Source organism: Polaromonas glacialis (assembly GCF_000709345.1).
Taxonomy (GTDB): domain Bacteria; phylum Pseudomonadota; class Gammaproteobacteria; order Burkholderiales; family Burkholderiaceae_C; genus Polaromonas; species Polaromonas glacialis.
Genome location: NZ_KL448323.1, coordinates 1,110,280 through 1,129,140, shown reverse-complemented (window position 1 = coordinate 1,129,140; position 18,861 = coordinate 1,110,280). Strand labels below are relative to the sequence as shown.

Annotated in this window: 14 protein-coding genes; all 14 read right to left on the bottom strand. The window is 56.7% G+C overall.

The window, feature by feature from the left end:
• Nucleotides 1-11: 11 nt before the first annotated feature.
• Entirely contained in the window at nt 12-1,760 is a 1,749-nt protein-coding gene (tagH, locus tag EC86_RS27575; RefSeq protein ID WP_084181187.1) for a type VI secretion system-associated FHA domain protein TagH, read from the bottom strand.
• 233 nt (nt 1,761-1,993) lie between these two features.
• Nucleotides 1,994-3,259: a TIGR02270 family protein gene (locus EC86_RS0105735; RefSeq protein WP_029524717.1), complete on the bottom strand. Its 1,266-nt coding sequence runs from the start codon at nt 3,257-3,259 to the stop codon at nt 1,994-1,996.
• Between the two features lie 60 nt (nt 3,260-3,319).
• The gene (locus tag EC86_RS28575) at nt 3,320-4,321 is read right to left on the bottom strand and encodes a beta propeller repeat protein (protein WP_051675744.1); all 1,002 of its coding nucleotides are present in this window, start codon (nt 4,319-4,321) and stop codon (nt 3,320-3,322) included.
• Between the two features lie 17 nt (nt 4,322-4,338).
• Nucleotides 4,339-5,379 carry a PAAR-like domain-containing protein gene (locus EC86_RS28570; protein ID WP_156955228.1) on the bottom strand — a complete coding sequence of 347 codons (1,041 nt, stop codon included), beginning with the start codon at nt 5,377-5,379 and terminating at the stop codon, nt 4,339-4,341.
• Nucleotides 5,379-6,416, bottom strand: coding sequence for a 3-oxoacyl-ACP synthase (locus EC86_RS0105720; protein WP_029524714.1), 1,038 nt, complete (start codon nt 6,414-6,416; stop codon nt 5,379-5,381). Before EC86_RS0105720 ends, EC86_RS28570 begins: the two co-directional genes overlap by 1 nt.
• Entirely contained in the window at nt 6,413-7,534 is a 1,122-nt protein-coding gene (locus EC86_RS0105715) for a DUF2169 family type VI secretion system accessory protein (protein WP_029524713.1), read from the bottom strand. Before EC86_RS0105715 ends, EC86_RS0105720 begins: the two co-directional genes overlap by 4 nt.
• A 7-nt stretch (nt 7,535-7,541) precedes the next feature.
• A complete protein-coding gene (locus EC86_RS0105710) occupies nt 7,542-8,087 on the bottom strand; it encodes a DUF6484 domain-containing protein (RefSeq protein WP_232229808.1) in 546 nt (181 codons plus the stop codon).
• Between the two features lie 28 nt (nt 8,088-8,115).
• Entirely contained in the window at nt 8,116-10,362 is a 2,247-nt protein-coding gene (locus tag EC86_RS0105705) for a type VI secretion system Vgr family protein (protein WP_232229806.1), read from the bottom strand.
• Between the two features lie 90 nt (nt 10,363-10,452).
• Nucleotides 10,453-11,811: a tetratricopeptide repeat protein gene (locus EC86_RS0105700; RefSeq protein WP_051675743.1), complete on the bottom strand. Its 1,359-nt coding sequence runs from the start codon at nt 11,809-11,811 to the stop codon at nt 10,453-10,455.
• Nucleotides 11,812-11,902: 91 nt separating this feature from the next.
• Nucleotides 11,903-12,349: a hypothetical protein gene (locus tag EC86_RS28565; RefSeq protein WP_156955227.1), complete on the bottom strand. Its 447-nt coding sequence runs from the start codon at nt 12,347-12,349 to the stop codon at nt 11,903-11,905.
• Nucleotides 12,350-12,436: 87 nt separating this feature from the next.
• Entirely contained in the window at nt 12,437-13,051 is a 615-nt protein-coding gene (locus EC86_RS0105695) for a hypothetical protein (RefSeq protein WP_029524709.1), read from the bottom strand.
• Between the two features lie 90 nt (nt 13,052-13,141).
• On the bottom strand, nt 13,142-15,904 hold the full coding sequence (tssH, locus tag EC86_RS0105690; protein ID WP_029524708.1) for a type VI secretion system ATPase TssH: 2,763 nt from the start codon (nt 15,902-15,904) through the stop codon (nt 13,142-13,144).
• Between the two features lie 16 nt (nt 15,905-15,920).
• On the bottom strand, nt 15,921-16,958 hold the full coding sequence (tssG, locus tag EC86_RS0105685) for a type VI secretion system baseplate subunit TssG (protein ID WP_051676120.1): 1,038 nt from the start codon (nt 16,956-16,958) through the stop codon (nt 15,921-15,923).
• A complete protein-coding gene (tssF, locus tag EC86_RS0105680; protein WP_029524706.1) occupies nt 16,934-18,808 on the bottom strand; it encodes a type VI secretion system baseplate subunit TssF in 1,875 nt (624 codons plus the stop codon). The genes tssG and tssF overlap by 25 nt, the downstream gene beginning before the upstream one ends.
• Nucleotides 18,809-18,861 lie beyond the last annotated feature (53 nt).

Below are 18,861 nucleotides of genomic sequence, written 5' to 3'. Positions count from 1 at the left end.
ATTGCCCCTTTTTATGTCTTATCAGCAGCTGACGCATTGCATTCAGGTTTTTGAAGTTTTTCCAGCTGAGACTCGTAAGCACGCAAGAACTCCTTGCCGAACAAGGATTGGAAATCATCTTGGGCCTCTTTAGTGATGTCTGAATACAGTTCGATGAACAGACTCCACAGCTTGGCCTTGCGATTCATCGGCAACATCGAGTCAATAATGTTTTTGTCGGTCAGGCGCAGCTCAAGTTGCGCCGGGTCAAAACGCCGAAGCACGCCATCCAGTGCCGCGCGCATGCCTGCCATGAACCCGAACTGATGGGCACGGAGATCGTCGTACGCATCCTTCACCGCAACCACCGGGCTCATGAAACCCTGCCCGCGCGGGGCCAGCAAATGAGACAGGGCGACTTCCACGTTGGGAGAAAACTTCAGTGGATTGTTTTCACGCGCTAAGATCATCGTCACCTCGGCCCGCACTTCACGCTTGATCAATGCGCGCGCCAGCAATAGATCAAGTGTGCCCTGCGTCGATGCGCGCAGCAACTGGCCGATCATGCTCATCGTCTGCGGTGTCAGCGGCCCATGCATGTCGAGGTCTGATACGCCGGCACCGGCCAGAAACGCGCTCAGTAATTCATCTTGCGATGCAGGATTCATTCTGGATACCGCGGTCTGAGGCGACGGCGCAGACTGCGGGCGAGCTGCATGATCAGGTTGATGATTAACGAGAGCCGGCAGTGCTACCTGATTGCGCGGTTCGACCTGTGCAGCCTGACGCGGCGAAGGAACAATCACGGACTTGATATCGCCGTCCGCTGTGGCGTCATTGGGGGAACTCCAAGAGAACAGCATGCTGCTCGGGTCTGTCGGTGGCGTCGTAGAACTTGGTTGCATCACTGCCGCTGGCTTTCCTTCATTGAAGAATACTGCGGGAGGAATGAATGCAGCATGGATTTCCGGGCTGTCGTCGCGCTGCGTGCCGGGCGCAGGCGAAGGCACGGGCGCGGCGCCCATCGCCACCAACGGATCCAGACTTGAGGAACGCTCAGTGCTTCGAGAAGGATCGCTCAGGGGATGACCTGCACCAAATGGATCAGCGCTCTTGCTGCTATCCAGACCGAAAAGCTGATCGATGTTGTGACTGGAGGCCGGCTCCAGTCCCAAATTGAAATTGTCAGGGAGGCGAGCAGGATTTTTCAAGTCATTCAAGGGGTAAGCCGATGGTGGCGGGGCCATCAAATCGGCAAACGGGTCAAACCCGGTTGGAATAGTTTGTCGTCCGCCAAGCGGAGCATTCCGATCCCGGTATGCGCCAGCTGGATAGCGCGCCGTAGGTGCAGGTACCCCGGGCGCCAGCAAGTCCGCAAATGGATCGACGCTTGGCTGACCGAACATGGCCAAGGGGTCATCCCGGGGCATGGCATTTGGCAGCGGTGCAGTCTGCGCAGGATTCGGCATTTGGGCCAGCACCTGAAGCATGTACCTGCCGATCTTGATTTCATCACCGTCAGCCAATTTGGCTTCACGTCCATTGCCCAATGGCTGACCATTCACATGAACTGGCGACGTACTGCTGAGATCTCGGAGGATGTAACCACCTGAGCGAAAAACAATCATCGCATGGGTACGCGAAACATGCCGCTCGGGATCGGGCAATACCAAGGTATTGCCATCGGCGCGCCCGATCGTCCCTCCCATCTCATCAAATTCGCAATGGACCGGCTGCGCGGACGGCTGACTATTGAAAGTAGCAATCTTGATCGTGATCATGAATGATTAGCCCATTCTTACGCTATTCCATCACCACTGAACCCGGAGTTAATTCGCATTTCAGTCAAATTCAGTATAGGCATGAATTTGGCCCCAAGCCAATGGCGCATACGTTGAAATTGTTCCGAGCCGAAACCGGACATCCTGAAGTTTTGCACTGACGCGCAGACCCGAGTTTGCTGGGCAGAATGGCGACGCCCTGCTCTGCTCTGCAGAGCTTGGTCAGCGGATGATCAGGCCGTCTTGTTGAGCCAGCGTTCCTGCCGCCATGCAGGCGCGCATGTTGGAAACAAACGGATGCCTGGTTCAAGGAGGCTGAGATAGTCGGCTGCGGCGCTACGTTGGCGCTGGTAACCATGACGCAACACGACCTTGCAATTGCGTGCATTGACAGGCTCTCCCATAAAGTAGCAGACGCCTGGCGTGAAGCGTTGACTGTTGAGCTCCCACCATCGCTGGATGCCAAGCGGATCAGGCCAAGGAAGGCCTTCGTCATCGTCCATCTCCACCTGGATATCGTTCGGGTCATCGCTGGGCCCAGCCTCCATCGTGTTTGGCGGTTTGCGGTCCAGGTCGAGATCAGCGAGATCGATCCCAGTGATAAGCGAGAATGATTCGCCCGCCAAGCGGGCCAGCTTTTCCTCAAGCATCTGCCGTATCAGCCAAGGCACATAATAAGGATCACCAGCGGCCCCAATTCCCTGAATCATCGTGCGGATGGCCGGCCGGTCTTGCGCCAGAACCTGAAGCAATGCCCGGGACTGCACTGGTTTGAAAAGCCGGAGCACCAGCTGAAGGGAATCCAGTTGATGCGGGCCTTTGTGTAGTGCCATGTCTTCTAGCATATCAACCGCCTGGTCGCGCTCGCCTAACAGGACGGCGGAGCGAGCTGACCAGAAACGGCAAACGGCTTCCGGATCGGATAAGGCGCAGGCACAGGCTGACAGTAAATTGCGCCGTCCACTCTCGCCGGCGACGCGCAGGCCGCGCGCGCGTAGCAACCGGTCTGCATCCTCCAGCGCCGCCACCAAGGCATTTCCGGGATCGACCCGGTGCATGTTACAAGCAGCGATTCCGACCTGGCGTTGATACCGGCTCTCCGAAACAAGCAATGCCTGGATGGTGCCGGTCAGAAACTGGGCAGAAACCCAACCGAAAGCAGCGGTTAGCCCACGCTGTAATTCGGGAACCGAGTCGGCCATCGCCAGTAGTTTGTCAAGCCTGGGCATGTCCCGGCCTTCGATAGCGCGCGCACAAGCGGCAAATATCTCACCAACGCCGGGGTTGTCCAGGGAAGCATCGCACAGCTTCCAACCGAACTCCCCCGCAATGGCCAGACCATCCAGATGGCCGGCAAGACGGTCGTCCAGACGACGTAAATGCTGCAATTTGACGTGAGGCGCCTTGGCCAGCCTGAGACGCATATTACCCAGGTTGGCAGCTTCTTCTGCATGCTGGCAGGCGACGAGCAGCAAACTTTTGACAGAAGGAATTGGCATGGGCAAACCTACAGCATTTGGATAACAACGGATCATTCGCTGTCATGGATGACTTGAATTTCACACCATCAAGTCATCCGAGCCTTCCTTCATCACGTCGTCATTGAAAAATTTCACCAAACGACCGTCCAGTTCGCTCTCCGCCATGACAGTGCTCAAACTTCGCCAGGTTTTAGCGTGGTACTGGAAAATCATTTTTCTGCCAAAAGCCCATAAACTGTCCGCAGAGCATGAAAGGCACAGAAAGTTTGCCGCATCCATCTGCTCATAACGGACAGCAAGCAGATCATGCTGATTCCAACTGTAAAGCGCTGACCCAATGACCAGGTAAAGCCTTGCTTCAAACCATTTGACACCCCAGATGGTTTCCGTGATTCCGATATCCAGGATTTCCCAGACATCGTATCTTCCGCGAAGCAGGACACCAGCCCTGCCACCGGCATACACAAATCCATCATCGCCGCAGCACAGCGAATGCAAATGCACGTTGGTGGGCGACGCGATGGGTTCCCAATGATGGCCTTGGCCTTGGCCATGGCCCTGCCAAATTTCACCGCCCAGCCCTACGGCATACAGTTCGGATTGGTCAAATCCGTCGATGGCATTGAGGCCTATATCGAAATTCTCGCCCCCATACACCAGCCCCCGATCGATATCGAGCCAAGCGTTGCCGTCCGTTTTTTTATGAACCTGGCGCCTCATGCCCGCCGTATACACCGCGCCATCCACGGCAGCGACCGATCGGATGATCGACACGGGCTGCTGGTCACGTCTCAAAATGCCCTCTCTTGCACAGGCTTGGTTATTCACACTCAAGACTTGCCCGCCCCATCCGACCATCACCATTTGATGGTCCGGCCGCGCCATCTCGGCAAGACCTGCGGCAAGCCAAGGCACGACGGGCTCTTGAGGAATCGATGACCAAGCATTGTGGTGGTGCCATAACGGTATAGCGTGCTGTACACGCTCTTCGGCAAGGCTGTCATTCATCACCGCTATAAAGACATCGTTATTCAACGATGCCACGCCATGAAGCACCGAGCATTTATCCAGAAAATTCATGATGGTTCCTGTCGATGTCACATCAGTTTTGGAATCCATTTCATGGCATCACCGTAAGTGATGGCTCTTAGTGGGGTATTGTCATTGATGCCGCACTTGTGGTGGTAGTCATCCAACTGGGCCCGGATGCATTTTTCCTCGCAGTGGGTGAACACGGCCCGGACAGAACGAGCACCGTTTTCTGCTGCGGCGGCGTAAGTGGTCGCTCTGTTTCCTGAACACGTCCCTCCTCCACTCAAAGGCAGGTCGGCCACCGGGCAGGCGCTGTTTGCTTCGCCGCGAAGGGCACTCAAAAACCCATGGTCCTTGGAGTATGCCCCCCCTTCCGCACAACATGTTGGCGCTTTATTCAGGTCGTAGTTACCGCATCCCAAAAGCGCCGATCCCCCTGTTCTCGAGGTGGCGAACGACGAAGCTTCCACCAAGTGATCACCGGTAGAGCCCTTGCAGCAATTGGGTGAACCGGAACCGCCGTAGGGCACCAGCTTGCAAGCCTGAGCATTTTTGCAGGCAGGATCAGCGCATTGCTTCCCACGGTCACTCCCATGCTTGGAACAGGCGGCCTGCTCTGCCGCTTTTTCGTTCGCGCACGGGTCCTCCGAATTTCCGGAAGCGTCGATGGCCATGCTGTCCATAAACGGCCAGGGCGGCGTATCGCCTGGCATGGAGGCATGGTTGTTAGTAGTCAGGTCCAGGTGCCGATCAACGTTTTCTCCTTCGAATTTCACATCCATGGACCAAGCATTGAAATACACCTTTCCTGTATTTTTGCTGGTGACCACGCCCTTCTTTGCTGCACATCCGGCCTCATCGCCTGAAGATGATTTGAAATATGACTTGTTTTTCAACATGATCTCTTCTCCCGAAATCATGACGCTCTTGCTGCCTTCCGTGGTGTCCGAAGCCAGGCCGGTGTTGGGGTAAGGCACAGGGACGCCGGGTGGCGTTGCAGGATTTTCAGGCGGTGTAAAGCACACATCCGGCATGGCGCAGATGGTCTTGCCAGTTCCAGCCTTGCAGGCTACTTCTCTACTGTTGGCAAAAATCTTGTTGGCCACTATTTTTCTCCTGGCAAGCGCCAGAAAAACACCATGCCAGAGCGCTTGCCGTCATCATTGCCCAGGTGGGCCAGGATATGGCGTCCCTTGGCATAGCCCTTTTCACAGGCCGCTTTCAAGACAGCGATCATCACCGGGCCTATGGCCGCACCGACTTCGCCAACACAATCAGCCGGATGCCAAATATCGAATTCGTCCTTGCGTGTTCTGAGCAACCGCAGCAATGCCAGGCTGGCTTCTTTAAAGTAATACTGATCGCCTGACAGATCGGTTATTCTGAAATCCATATCGTGCATGGCGCAGCCTGCATCGTTCAGGGCATCCCGAATGGCGGTCGTCAAGCCGTCAGCTCTCAAAGGCTGGTCAGAATGAATAGGCGCTGTTTCCACGGAAAATCCCAAACCGGCACAAATCAGCTGACCGTGCTCGCGGGCATGAACCGGCGCAAGGGCCAAAGCGACGCCAGCCTCTCCGGGGATGAAGCCATCAAAATTACTGCTGGTCAAAAGCCGGTCATTGGCCTCAAAAAAGGCCAAGGTCGGCCCCATGAGCAAGCTGTCCGTAGCCACAATCAGGACGTGGTTCAACCTGAAGGTCTGGAACAGTTTTTGGGCATTCTTCAGCGCAATGGCCACAGCGATGTGACCCCGCCCAATCACGCAGGATTCTTCATGAAATCGCATGCCCAATTCATTTTGCAGGGCCACAAGAAACTGATGTTCATCGCCGATCGTACGGCCTTTGCGCTCCTGTTCAGACAAGCACAGCAACAAAGGCGTTGTCACAGGATCCAATGCTTGATGGCTGAGGCATTCCTGGATGGCGCAAGCTGCCATTTTGAGCAGTTTGGTCCGGCCTCGCCAAGGCTCATCCAGGACAACCTCGGAGCCCATGATCCATTCGCCGCCACTGTCCCGATAGCGGGTATCCGTGAAATTATCGATCGCACAGCGAATGGCAGCGCAGGACGATGGCGCATTGCGCCCCACGCCTGTGACCATGCCGACGCCTGTGACGGCCAGAGGAAATGGGGTCATGATTCTTTTTCCTCAGAGGCAGCCCAACGGGTCTGGACAAGCTGTGCCAGCGACGGATGCCATTGTTTTCCAGTTTCCCGCGCCCGCCACCATCCGCGTGGCATCTTTCCGGCAAGCACCTGGGTCACCTCGAAGATGTTTTTTTTCAAGGGCAGACTGGCGCGCCAGGTAAGCGTCAACAGCCTTTTCTCCGGGTGAATGACGATGGTGTCCAGTACCGCGCGGGTAAGGTTCCGTTCTGTTTTTTTCTTGAAAAATACCACCGGAACTTCGAGGGAGGGCAAGGTAAATGTAGTTCGACCTTCTGGGGTCAGATTCACCAAAACTACGTCTTCTCCCCCTTGAGGGTAATTAATTTGCTGATCCAAGGGTGCTGCCTGGTAATAGGCATCGCTGAAGTCGGCGGGCAAAAAAGGAAAGGTATTATCCAGCCAGTGCTGGTCATAGGTTCCCGCGTAGCGCAATCGCGATGCCCAGCCCCGGCCCACAGGGCCGAAGCTCATCGGTGCGTAATGCGCGTCAGGCACAGTGACAGGCTGATCCAGCGCTTCGGTATTAGGCATCGGCGTCCCATCGATGTAGCGGTTTTTAACATGCTTGTGCCATCCGCAGCCCACAGGATTGAGCATGAACGCCGCGTGCTCTTGGGGGTTTTCATGAAAGTCGTCACGTCCGCCGAAGGCGACATCGTAGGACAAGGGCTGAGTGATGAAGGACTCTGGCGCTGACGAACTCACGCCAGTCATGCCCACCTCCCATCGACGTTTGCCCACGACCGTGAACGCTTTTTGCCACTGTCCGATGCGCAAACCCACCGGCACACGCGTGGCAGGCCGATGGGCTGGCGCATGAGCACTGCCCAGTAACAAAATGTCGCAGCGATGCTTGCGTGGCGCAAAATCCACTTCCTCCATCGGCGCCGAAAAACCGGGCTTGCCAGTGAAGGTATCCGCAGTGATCAGCGGCAATTGGTTGTCAGTGTCAAGCAACTGCACCGCCTGGCCGGTCTTGGGCAAGCAAAATGTGCCTTTGACCACCACGACCAGCCATTCCCGCCCCGAGGGCTCCAATCCCATCGTATAGCCGGCGATCATGCGCGTGGCGTTGATCAGGTCCATGGCGGGCTCAATTGATCTGGACTGATCCGCCCTTGATTCTGTTGGCCCCTGATGACCGGCTCAGCAAATAACTACCCCGGATCAGCACCTTGCCCGCCTTGGTTAAAGTGATACTCGCTTTGCCGCAACGCAGCACGAGTTGCTCATTGGCAGTGATCATCAATCGTTCCCCGTCCGCATCGACCTCGACCTGCCCCAGTGGGTCAGGAAGCGTTGAACCTTCACCTGCATGAAGCAGCCCCATGATGATGGGCTTGGTGGCGTCCCCTGCCTCAAACATCAAAATCACTTGGCGCCCAATATGGCCGCCCTGCAAACCCAAAGCGCTGCGCGCCAGAACTGCTGCGGTGCCAAGCTGTCCTGGATAAAGGACTAAGGGGGTGCACCCTGCGTTTGTGATGCCGATCAGTTCACCAATGACCACGCCGATTGGCGGGGCGGTGGGCGGCGGCGTCGTCTCCCGCCGCTTTGCCAGCACCTTCCACAGTTCGGTGACGGAGGCCGGAGGGATTGTGGGGGTTGCTTGTGCTTCGGTCAGGTCTTTTTCGCTCATGCCGTGCTCCTGCAAAGTACCGTGCTGCCTAGTTCTGGAGAATTTTTGAGCCCTTCATCACAATGTCGCTGCTCGCCTTGACATTGATCTTGCCCGAGCCTTCTACTGTGATGTCCTTGCCCTTGATATGTATCGTCCCGTCCTTCTTCATCGTGATGCTCGCACTGCCGGTCTTGATGGTGACGGAATCGCCCGCATCAATCACCAAATTATTGGTAACTTTGAGTGAATCATCTTTGCCAATACTCGCTGACCGGCCACCCGTTACCGCGCGGGATTCATCCGCGCCCACCTTCATCGATACGTTGCCCGTAATGTCCACGGTCTGAGCCGCGCCAACGTTGATCGATCGGGCCGCCGCGACCTTTGTCGATTGAGCCGCACCGACATTCGTTGACTGCGCTGCGCCGATATTGTTGCTTTGGTATCCGCCGACGTTGGTCGTTTGATAAGCACCTACCACGATGGCCTGGAATGCGCCAATCCCAATCTCCTGCGCGCCGCCGACGCCGATGGTCTCGTTGATGCCGACCAAGTGCGTACGTTGCAGCGCCACTTTTTTGGTTTCACTTGCCCCCACCGAGACGGACCGGTTGGCGCCCACACTCACTGTTTCGTTGACGCCAACGTTTTCCTTGCGATTGACACCAACCGTGATGGTTTCGTTGTTGTCCACCGTCTCGGTGCGGTCATGCTTCACATGCGTGGTTTCATCATGGTCGATGGTTTTGGTCCGGTCGTGTCCGACCGAATGCGTTTCATCGTTCTCGACCGAGATGTCCTGGTTTTTCTCCGCATGCAGATAAACCTGCTCTGAACCCTTTTTATCTTCAAAGCGCAATTCGTTGGCATTGGCGCCGGAGCCTCCTTTGGAAGAACGGCTCAGGATTCCGGTCTGAGTCATGTTGGCTGGCAAGGCATAGGGCGGCATCTGCTCGGCGTTGTACACCCGGCCGGTGATGATCGGCTGGTCCGGGTCGCCTTCGAGGAAATCCACGATCACTTCTTGCCCGATGCGCGGAATCGAAATCATGCCCCAGTTCTTGCCGGCCCAGGGATGCGACGGGCGGACCCAGCATGAGCTGTTTTCATTTTTCTTGCCGTAGCGGTCCCAATGAAACTGCACCTTCACCCGGCCGTATTTGTCGGTGTAAATTTCATCGCCCGCCGGCCCGACGACAACTGCCGTCTGCGGACCTTGCATGATCGGTTTGGCTGTGATGCGCCGGGGCCTGAACTGCTGTTTGCTGTTGAGCGCGCTGAAGCCGCAGGTGAAGGTTGCGCTTGGCGCGTCGCCGGTTTCATATTCATTGAAAGTCATCGCATAGCTGGCTGCCAGAATCAGGTATTCACGGTTCTGATCGGCCCGCGCTTGCCCGGTGAGCTTGAACAGGCAGCCGGATGCCAGGCCGCGCGCGTTACTTTCTCCACGGGCGATTTCAAACTGGGCATGCAACTCGTCGATGCGGGCGCCCACATACTGGTCGCCATCGGCAGTTTGAAGATAAGCGCCCGGATAATCGTATATTTCATAATCGGCGAGCGCGTGTTCGCGTGCCATCCTAGAGCGCACCGCAAGCTCGACGCTAGGCCGTTCGAAATCATAATCATCGATCTCGTATTTACCCGGTTGAATCTCGCAGGCATAAGACCAGCGGCTAATGTATTCCTGTTCAGGACGCACCACCCGTTCAGAGTCGATGTACTGCAGCGTCTCGTACCCCACGGCCGGCGCATGCGCGCTGTAGGCATCGGCGAGCACCATGGTGTGCCGCCCTTCCCCGTGCGTGAAAAAATAATAAATGCCTTCCTGTTCCATGAGCCGGCTGAGAAAATCAAAATCAGTCTCGCGGTACTGCACGCAATAGGTTCGCTTGCGGTAGGTATAGGTGAGCTCGTCCTTGAAGTCCGCCACGCTGTGGTCGCCAAATACCTGCTTGATGATTTCCGGAACGGTTTTGTCCTGAAAGATGCGGCAATCTGCGGTACGGGTCAGGAACCACAACCAGGAGCGAACTGTAGCCTGATAGGCGTGGTAACGGCCGTGAAAGCCGACTTGCTGAAAGCGCGTCACATAGCCGTTGAAGTGGCGGGCGCTGTCGTCATGCAGTTCGAGTTTTACCGTGACATTCTTGCCCAGTATCTTGTTAGGGGCAATATCGCCTTTTTCGCTCAGCAAATCGATGTCGAACTCAGTCAGGCGCGACAGTTCCTCGCGTGCCGTCATTCGATGGAATAGCAACACATCATTCCCCAGCGGGGTCACAATTTCCATCGCCCTAGGCATGCTGCACTCCCTTGAGCAAGCGTGTCATTGAATTCCAGGCCTGCGTTGCCGATACGACTGTCGGCGTCAACGTATGACTTACAAAGCCAGCTTTCGGCCCGTCACCACCAATCCGCCAACCGGCTTGCCGCCTTCCATGCGCAGTTCAGCCGTATCGATCGCCTCCACGTCAAAACCTGCCCGCCTCATCGACTCGCAGACATAATTACGCTCATGGCTGTAGCGTCCATGCGGATTAATCCTGTAGCCAGCATCGGCATCATGCGCTTCTTCCACGGTGAATACCAGCAGGCTGCGCGGCTTCAGCGCATGGCAGGCAGCATCGAACACGCCGTCGAGCGCGCCAAAATAAACCAACGTGTCAGCCGAAATAATGGCATCGAATTCCTCCGCATGATTTTCCAGGTAATCCTGTAATTCGATTTTTACAAGTTCATCGTAAATGTTACGACTACGCGCACGTTGCAACATGCCTAAAGACAGGTCCACGCCGACAATGCGGCAGGCATAGGGCGCAATCAGCGTCCCGCACAAGCCAGTGCCGCAACCTGCATCGAGAACAGATAAAGCACGGTCTGGCGCTGCGCAAGCGCGTTCCAGCGCCGCAGCCACCAGCTCCGGCGCACGGTAGCCAAGCTTGCCCAGCTTGGCATCGAAACTTGCGGCGAAAACATCGAAGGTGCTTTCAATATAGGCATCGGAAGCACGCTGCGGCACATCTTTACCAGAGCATGCGGCATACATGTGATGCGCAATCGGATTGTCCGGTTCCTCCTGCAACCATTGGTGGAAGACTTGCGCCGCAGCGTCAATCTGCCCGATGGTGTAGTACGCGACACCCAGCAACTTTCTCGATTGCGGATGATTTGGCATCAAGGTGATTGCCTTGCAGTAATACGCAACAGCTTCCTTGACCCTGCCCCGGCTCGACAATAAATTGCCGAAATTATTGTGCGCATCCACATGTTCCGGGTCGAGTTCGATAGCCCTGAGGTAGGCGACGCTGGCCTCGTCGAGCCGCCCCTGAGCCCTTAAAACCGCGCCAAGATTGTTGTAAGCGTCGGCGTGTTCCGGCTGTAGCGTGATCGCCTGCTGATAGGCATCGGTCGCCTCCGCGAGCCGGTCGAGTTCCAGTAGCACATTGCCCAGATTGTTGTAGCGGTCCGGTTGGCCGGGGTTAAGCGTGATGGATTTCTCGATGAGGCCAATGGCCGCATCGCTATCGCCGCGCTGATGCGAAAGCACACCCAGGAACTGGAGCGTGTCGGGGTGATCGGGCGCGGCGTCAAGAATTCTTTTATAGAGCACCTCCGCGTCGTCGAACTCGCCAGTGCGATGCAGGTGTATGGCGAGACTGAGCGCGTTTTCTACGCTCAGTTCAGAGGGTGCGGCAACGTCTTCCGGATAATTCGTACGTTGAACACTGTCACGCTCCATTCGCGTTCTCCAAATTAATAGTTGAGTACCGCCTACTATTTTCGCTATCGCCCAACGGACTCAACGGCTCGTTGGAGTGCCGAGTTAGTGGTCATTGGAATGCGAAGCGTACTTCCCACCATGCCATACGATTTTTCAGCTCCATTCGTTTGCAGGGGCCTGTTTCACTCAAAACGCGGTGGAGCAAAGCAAAATACAAGTCTCGTCCAAAATCTTGATTGGAGCGAGCGTCTGTTGGGTGAACATGGGCGGGCTCTTGCGAATCCCAGATGAACATTGCGCCAGGACACTCGTCGAGATTCGCACCTGCTTGACCTTTGTAGAGTGATCCGAACGGGGCAAGGGCAAGCGAACGGCGCTCCCCAGCGGCTCCGGGTGCTGGGTCGATGAAAATGCGGCCCCATTTTTTTAGGTTTGCGCCGGTCAGTTGCTGTCGCCAGTGCTCCGCCACCGTTGGGTAAGCTGGGACAAGAATAGTCACATTAATCACCCCCGGCTCAGGTCGAACCGTGCTTATGTATTTTTCCCATCGTGCCATACCGCAGACTCCGTTTATTGAAATCTAACATTTTCATTAATGGACCTTCACCGGTTTGCGGGTACGATTGGAGCCCGAACATTCTGGCTAAAGACCAGATGCCGAAAGTGCGTCACTAGTTTCCCTGATTTGTTGCCTTATACGTATCAGCTGACCATATGCAGTCTTTCGCGCCCCAACCAAGCTACTAGTAGTAGTGATCGTTTCTTTTCCGCGACTTTCCCAATATTCATAAAGATCATTAGCTAGATTGACGAGAACTTTTGTATGGCCCAAAACTTTTCCATATGTGCTTCCTCTGCTGCTTAGAATCGCCGTGACACCATCGACCTTGGCATTTGCGCTGTATATAAGAGCCTTCTTTGCAGTCACATCGCCATTCATGGCATCAACAACCATTTTTGCAACATCGTAGGTAACCGAGATAGCTTTTGCTCCTACTTGCACCCCAACTTTCTCTGCAGCCTCCTCAAGGACAGCGATAGTCAAATCGCAAGTGACCTGTACCAGCTTCGCCGAGACTTCCATAGCTCGCCAAAAATACTCATCCTTTGAAGCTTGAGTTACGTCTTTGATAGCGATGTCCAAGGTTTTCTCAAGATCTTTCAGTTCGATCAGTTTGCCACAAAGTCGCTTCTGTTCTACGCCGCCCAACGTGCATATCCGCTGCGCATCTGATGAGTTCAAGATTTCGTTAGACATTTTCTTATCCCTATAGGAAGTAACGTAAACAGTGCAATTAGGATCAGGCGCATACACTTAAATTCACGAATTACAGTAGTTATGCAAAACTCACTCAAACCCATATCCAAACTCTCCATCTTCCACGCTCACATCTACCCGCGTCACCGGCTTGCCTTCCATAATCCGTGACAAAAATTCCTTGCTGATCTTCGGCAGCACGGTATTTGTCAATATCGCATCAACCACGCGCGCGCCGCTTTCCAGTTCATTGCAACGGCTGGCAATCAGTTTGACCACCTCATCGTCATAGCTGAACGGGATCTTGTGCTGTTCTGCGATGCGCTTCTGGATGCGGCCCAGTTGCAGCCGGATGATGTTGGTCAGCATGTCGTCGGACAGCGGATAGTACGGAATCACCACCAGCCGGCCCAGCAGCGCTGCTGGAAACACTTTCAGCAGCGGTTCGCGCAGCGCCTTGGCGATGCCTGCTGGATCGGGCATCAGCTCCGGGTCCTTGCACATGTTCATGATGAGGTCGGTGCCCACATTGGAGGTGAGCAGGATCAGCGTATTCTTAAAATCGATATAGCGGCCTTCGGCGTCTTCCATCCAGCCCTTGTCGAACACCTGGAAGAAGATTTCATGCACATCCGGATGTGCCTTTTCCACTTCGTCGAGCAGCACCACGCTGTAAGGCTTGCGGCGCACCGCCTCGGTGAGGATGCCGCCCTCACCATAGCCGACGTAGCCTGGCGGCGCGCCCTTGAGGGTCGAGACTGTGTGCGCTTCCTGGAATTCGCTCATGTTGATGGTGATGACGTTCTGCTCACCGCCATAGAGTGCTTCGGCCAGCGCCAGACCGGTCTCGGTCTTGCCAACGCCGGAGGGGCCGCACAGCATGAACACGCCGATCGGCTTGTTGGGGTTGTCGAGTTTGGCGCGCGAGGTCTGGATGCGCCGCGCGATTACCTCCAGGCCGTGGCGTTGGCCGATGACCCGTTGATTCAGCGTGTCGGCCAGCTTGAGCACTGCTTCCACTTCGTTTTTCACCATGCGCCCGACCGGGATACCGGTCCAGTCGGCGACGACGGAAGACACCGCCTGCGCATCGACAGACGGCAGGATCAGCGGCGTTTCGCCCTGCAGTGCGGCAAGCTGGTTTTGCAGGTCGTGTAACTGTGCCAGTAGTCCGGCGCGTACCGTGGGAGGCAGTTCGCTGCTAAAAGCTGTGTCCGCCTGCACGGCGGCGTCGATTATGGGCAGTGCTTCCTCAGCGACGTGGGTTGCAGGTTTTTCTGATCCCTTGACGGCATCCACCCGCTTTCCGCCTGCGCGCAACTGGCACCGCAATTTGAGTATCTGATCGACCAGCGTCTTTTCGCCTGTCCAGCGTGTTTCCAGTCCAGCGTAGCGCGTGCGCTCCTCGCTCATCTTTTGTTCTGCCGTGGCGCGCCGCTCGCTGGCGTTCAGGCCGATTTCCTCTTCGCGCCCAATGATGTCGAGTTCCGTCTCCAGCGCTTCGATGCGCCGCTGGCAGTCCTCGACCTCGGCCGGCGTCGCATGCTGGCTGATGGCCACGCGTGCACAGGTGGTGTCGAGCAGGCTGACGGCCTTGTCCGGCAGCTGCCTGGCCGGGATATAACGGTGGGATAGCCGGACGGCAGCATCAATGGCCTCGTCGAGCACCTGGACGCGGTGGTGCTTTTCGAGCGTGGAAGCGACGCCGCGCACCATCAAAATGGCCTTTTCCTCGCTCGGCTCCTGGATCTGGACGACCTGGAAGCGGCGCGTCAACGCCGGATCCTTTTCAAAGTATTTCTTGTATTCGGCCCATGTCGTCGCGCCGATGGTGCGCAGCGTGCCCCGCGCCAGCGCGGGCTTGAGCAGGTTCGCCGCGTCGCCAGTGCCGGCAGCGCCGCCCGCGCCGATCAGCGTATGCGCTTCGTCGATGAACAGGATGATCGGCTTGGGTGAGGCTTGCACTTCGTCGATCACCTGCCGCAGGCGGTTCTCGAACTCGCCTTTCATGCTGGCCCCGGCCTGCAGCAAACCAATGTCCAGCGTGAACAGCGAGACTTCTTTCAGCGACGGCGGCACGTCACCCCTGGCGATTCGCACGGCAAAACCTTCTACCACGGCAGTTTTGCCGACGCCTGCCTCGCCGGTAAGGATCGGGTTGTTCTGGCGGCGGCGCATCAGGATATCGACGATCTGACGGATTTCTTCATCGCGCCCGGTGACCGGATCGATTTCGCCCTTGCGCGCACGTTCGGTGAGGTCCACCGCAAACCGCTTCAGCGCCTCCTGCTTGCCCATTTGCGCCGGCGCCATCGCCCCGCTCGCTTCGCCCGGCGCGGCAACTGCGGCGCTACCGTCCGAGGCGCGCAAATTTTCTTCAGGCGAACCGGCGACGATTTTGGCGAAGTCTTCGGTCAGCATGTCGAGTTTGATGCGCTCGAACTGACGTGAAATATTCATCAGGGCGTTGCGCAAGGAAGGGGTTTTGAGCATGCCGACCACCAGGTGCCCGCTGCGAACCTGCGATTCCCCATACATCAGCGTGCCGTAAACCCAGCCGCGCTCGACCGCATTTTCGATATGCGGCGACAGGTCCGATATCGAAGTGGAGCCGCGCGGCAGACGGTCAAGGGCGGCGGTCATATCGGCGGCCAGGCGAGACATGTCAAGTTCGAAGTGACGTGCAATCCGCAGCATGTCGGTGTCCTGGACTTGCAGGATCTGCTGCAGCCAGTGCTCAAGCTCGACATAGGGGTTGCCCCGCAGCTTGCAAAACACGGTGGCGCTTTCAATCGCCTTGTAGCACAGGCTGTTTAGCTTGCCAAATAAGGCGATCCGGCTGATCTCTGCCATGTCTTGCTCCTTGTTGTTAGTCTCGCCCCTGCGCACTCCTGTGCGCCAGCAGCCGCTCGGCGTCGAGCGTCAGGTCCGCCGCTTCGGCCAGCCGCTGGTAATCGCCGAGCCAAGTCGTCCATCCGAGGCGGCCGAATGTGCCCAGCCGTGTTTTCGGTACCTGCTCGCATTTAAGCGCCAACTGCACATCCCATTCAAGTTCGAAACACAGGTATTGCCGCACCCAAGCCACCAGTTTGGGGAGGGCAGAGCCGCCCGGCAAAAAGCTTTCGTATTGCACCAGGTCAAGCGGGCCGAGCCGGATACGGAACTTGTGCTGACAATCCCGGACGCGGCTTCCCAGCACCGCGCCATTGCCCAGCATGGCGCCGTCCCGCCCGAGGCGCGTACGGTCCTCTTCCTGCAGTGTCATCCAGTGCCCCACATACTCCTCGACGCTGACCGGTAGTCTGAAATACCCGGTCAGCAATGCCACCAGCCCATCGCGGTTGCGCACATGGCGCGCCAGCAATCCGGAAAAATACAGTTTGGCAAAATCATCGACCGCATCGCGTTGGCGCAAGCTCGTTTCGCCCAGCCCAAATAAGGACCCGGTATAAAACGAGAAACGGTCATCGTGCGGCCGGTCGAGACTGACAGTAGGTTGCGCCTGCGCCCAGGCGCGGTAAAACAATGCCAGGAATCGATGGTGAAAGATGTCGAGAAAGCGAACCAGCGTTTGATCGCCGGCGTGAACCGAACGGCCGCGCGCGAATTCGGTAAGGTGAAGCGGCAGCGGGCCATTCGGTCCCAGCAAGCCGAAAAACCGGACCTCCATGCGCGGCACGGTCGCACCGGCCGGTGTCTTGAACGACGTTACCGTCGAAGGCGCAAACGTCATGGCCGGCTCTTGCGCGAGCCGCACTGCCTCATCCACCGGGCGCAGTGCCTGGCCGATGCGCGGCATCTGGGGAAACAGGCACTCGATGCGGCGCAGGGCTTGGTAAAAGTCGTACTGATACGGCTTGTCCCCCAGCGCCCGAAAAAAGCTCAGATGATCGGCCGCATCCCGCATTGCGGCCTCCATCGCATGATGTCGCCGCGCGTGGTCGAGCGCAATACCGTTTCCGTGAATGAATTAAGGGAGACATGGCGGGCAAAAAATTGCTCCATCACGCTTCCAAACAAAAACGCACTCCCGCCCTGGAAGCCCATTTCATCGACTTCCATCTCGATCAGAATACCGCGACCGAATGAAAGCGGACCGCTGATGGGCAGGCGCCGAACCGTCTGCTTTGTGCGCACCGACAGCAATGCATCGATCTGCTTTTTCAGACCGGATTCATGGCTGGTCGCATACAGCCCCAGCATCTGGCGCAATGCAACAGCGCCTTGACGTTCATCGGTATTGAGCAGCGACAGGTAATTCAGCGACAGATGGCTGATGAAACGCCATGCAGTGGCGCCTTGCGACAACGCAGAGTAGGGTTTGGACGGCCCCTTGACACAACGGATGGCAATGACCGGCGCGGCGCTGTCGAGTGTGAAATCGGAATTTCCCGCCCCCAGCGGCATGTGCAGCGGCAGGTCGCGGTTGGTGCAGACAGTGTTGATCGACAGTTGCCTCAGGTCGTTCCGATAAGGCGCTTCATCCGGGTCCACCAGGGAGATGAACACTTCGCTGCCGATATAGCTGGACCGGAAACCGTTCTTCTTCTGCGCCTCGGACAGCAGGCGCGGTTCACGCTGCGTGCTGAAGTAAGCGGCATGCTTTTGATCTTCGGTGTGGTATGCGGCATAGAAGGGCTCGAAGGCCTGCTCGCTGTCGCTGCCGACGCCATAGCCGACCACGCTGGTAACTTCTTGGACTTCAAAATCCATAGGCCGGGTGCGATCGGCAACGACGTGGTAATCGTAAGTGTTGTTGGTCACATGAATCCGGTCCGCGCGCTTGGGAAACAGGTTAATCGCCGGAGCGCAGAAAAGTGAAAAATTGGACGTATCGACTGCGCCCTCAAGCGCTGGATCGCCGCGCTCGAAAAGCAACACGATTTCCAGTTCATTGCCGGCGTGGCGTCTGACCGCCGGGGCCAGTTCCTGCAAATCGAGGAACAAAAAGCGCTGCGGGAACGAGAAATATTCTTGCAGCAGTCGGTATCCCTGAAACGAGCGCAAGGTCGTCGGCAATAAGGCCTGGTCGTCCCGGTAGCCGACCGGCCTGATGTTCTTGCCGTCCAGGTACACATGCCATGGCCATGGCCGCGAGGCCGGCGCGGCCAGCATGCCAACCGTGTTTCCCACGCACAACTCATGCAGCTTGTAAGCCACCTCGTCGCTGCCCGAAAAAAAAACCCTGAGTTCATTCAGGGACAATTGGTTGAACGCCAGTCCGGCGCTTGTCCTGAGCCGCAGCCGCACGCCGCCCTTGATGCGTTTTGCAATAGGCAATGCGGCCAACGGCAGGTCGGGTGCAAATGAAAAATATTCTGCCGCAACAACTTCAATCGGCCACAGTACGACATCCTGAGCGGTGCGGAACTCGCATGCCGATGTATCGCCCTTGCCGAGCTGGCTGCGCATGGAACTGCCGCGTGGAATGGTTACTCCTTGCGCCAGATTGGTTTCGTCCGGCTGCGGGCGAAACTGCGCAATCAGCATCGACGGCGTTGGCGCCAGGTAATTGGGAAAAACTATTTCCTGAAGGCGCTGGGTGAATTTTGGAAACTCGGCATCGAGTTTCAGCTGGATGCGCGCCGCGAGAAAGCCTGTACCTTCCAGCAACCGCTCGACATACGGGTCGGTAACCTCAATGCCATCCATGCCAAGCCGGGCCGCAATCTTTGGAAACTGCTGCGCAAATTCGGCACCCATCTCATGAAGGTGTAGTAACTCTTGGTTGTAATAACGTAGCAGACGGGGATCCATTATTTCTTCAACATAGTTATTTCTCTCAATGATCGGTATGAGAGACGCATTTG

Bases quoted from the DNA above. Each gene is read 5' to 3' on its own strand.
- EC86_RS28565 (WP_156955227.1), bottom strand. From the start codon at position 12,349: ATGGCACGATGGGAAAAATACATAAGCACGGTTCGACCTGAGCCGGGG.
- tssH (WP_029524708.1), bottom strand. From the start codon at position 15,904: ATGGCAGAGATCAGCCGGATCGCCTTATTTGGCAAGCTAAACAGCCTG.
- EC86_RS0105700 (WP_051675743.1), bottom strand. From the start codon at position 11,811: ATGGAGCGTGACAGTGTTCAACGTACGAATTATCCGGAAGACGTTGCC.
- EC86_RS0105735 (WP_029524717.1), bottom strand. From the start codon at position 3,259: ATGCCAATTCCTTCTGTCAAAAGTTTGCTGCTCGTCGCCTGCCAGCAT.
- EC86_RS0105715 (WP_029524713.1), bottom strand. From the start codon at position 7,534: ATGGACCTGATCAACGCCACGCGCATGATCGCCGGCTATACGATGGGA.
- EC86_RS0105705 (WP_232229806.1), bottom strand. From the start codon at position 10,362: ATGGAAATTGTGACCCCGCTGGGGAATGATGTGTTGCTATTCCATCGA.
- tssF (WP_029524706.1), bottom strand. From the start codon at position 18,808: ATGGATCCCCGTCTGCTACGTTATTACAACCAAGAGTTACTACACCTT.
- tssG (WP_051676120.1), bottom strand. From the start codon at position 16,958: ATGCGGGATGCGGCCGATCATCTGAGCTTTTTTCGGGCGCTGGGGGAC.
- EC86_RS0105710 (WP_232229808.1), bottom strand. From the start codon at position 8,087: ATGAGCGAAAAAGACCTGACCGAAGCACAAGCAACCCCCACAATCCCT.
- EC86_RS0105695 (WP_029524709.1), bottom strand. From the start codon at position 13,051: ATGTCTAACGAAATCTTGAACTCATCAGATGCGCAGCGGATATGCACG.
- EC86_RS28575 (WP_051675744.1), bottom strand. From the start codon at position 4,321: ATGAATTTTCTGGATAAATGCTCGGTGCTTCATGGCGTGGCATCGTTG.
- tagH (WP_084181187.1), bottom strand. From the start codon at position 1,760: ATGATCACGATCAAGATTGCTACTTTCAATAGTCAGCCGTCCGCGCAG.
- EC86_RS0105720 (WP_029524714.1), bottom strand. From the start codon at position 6,416: ATGACCCCATTTCCTCTGGCCGTCACAGGCGTCGGCATGGTCACAGGC.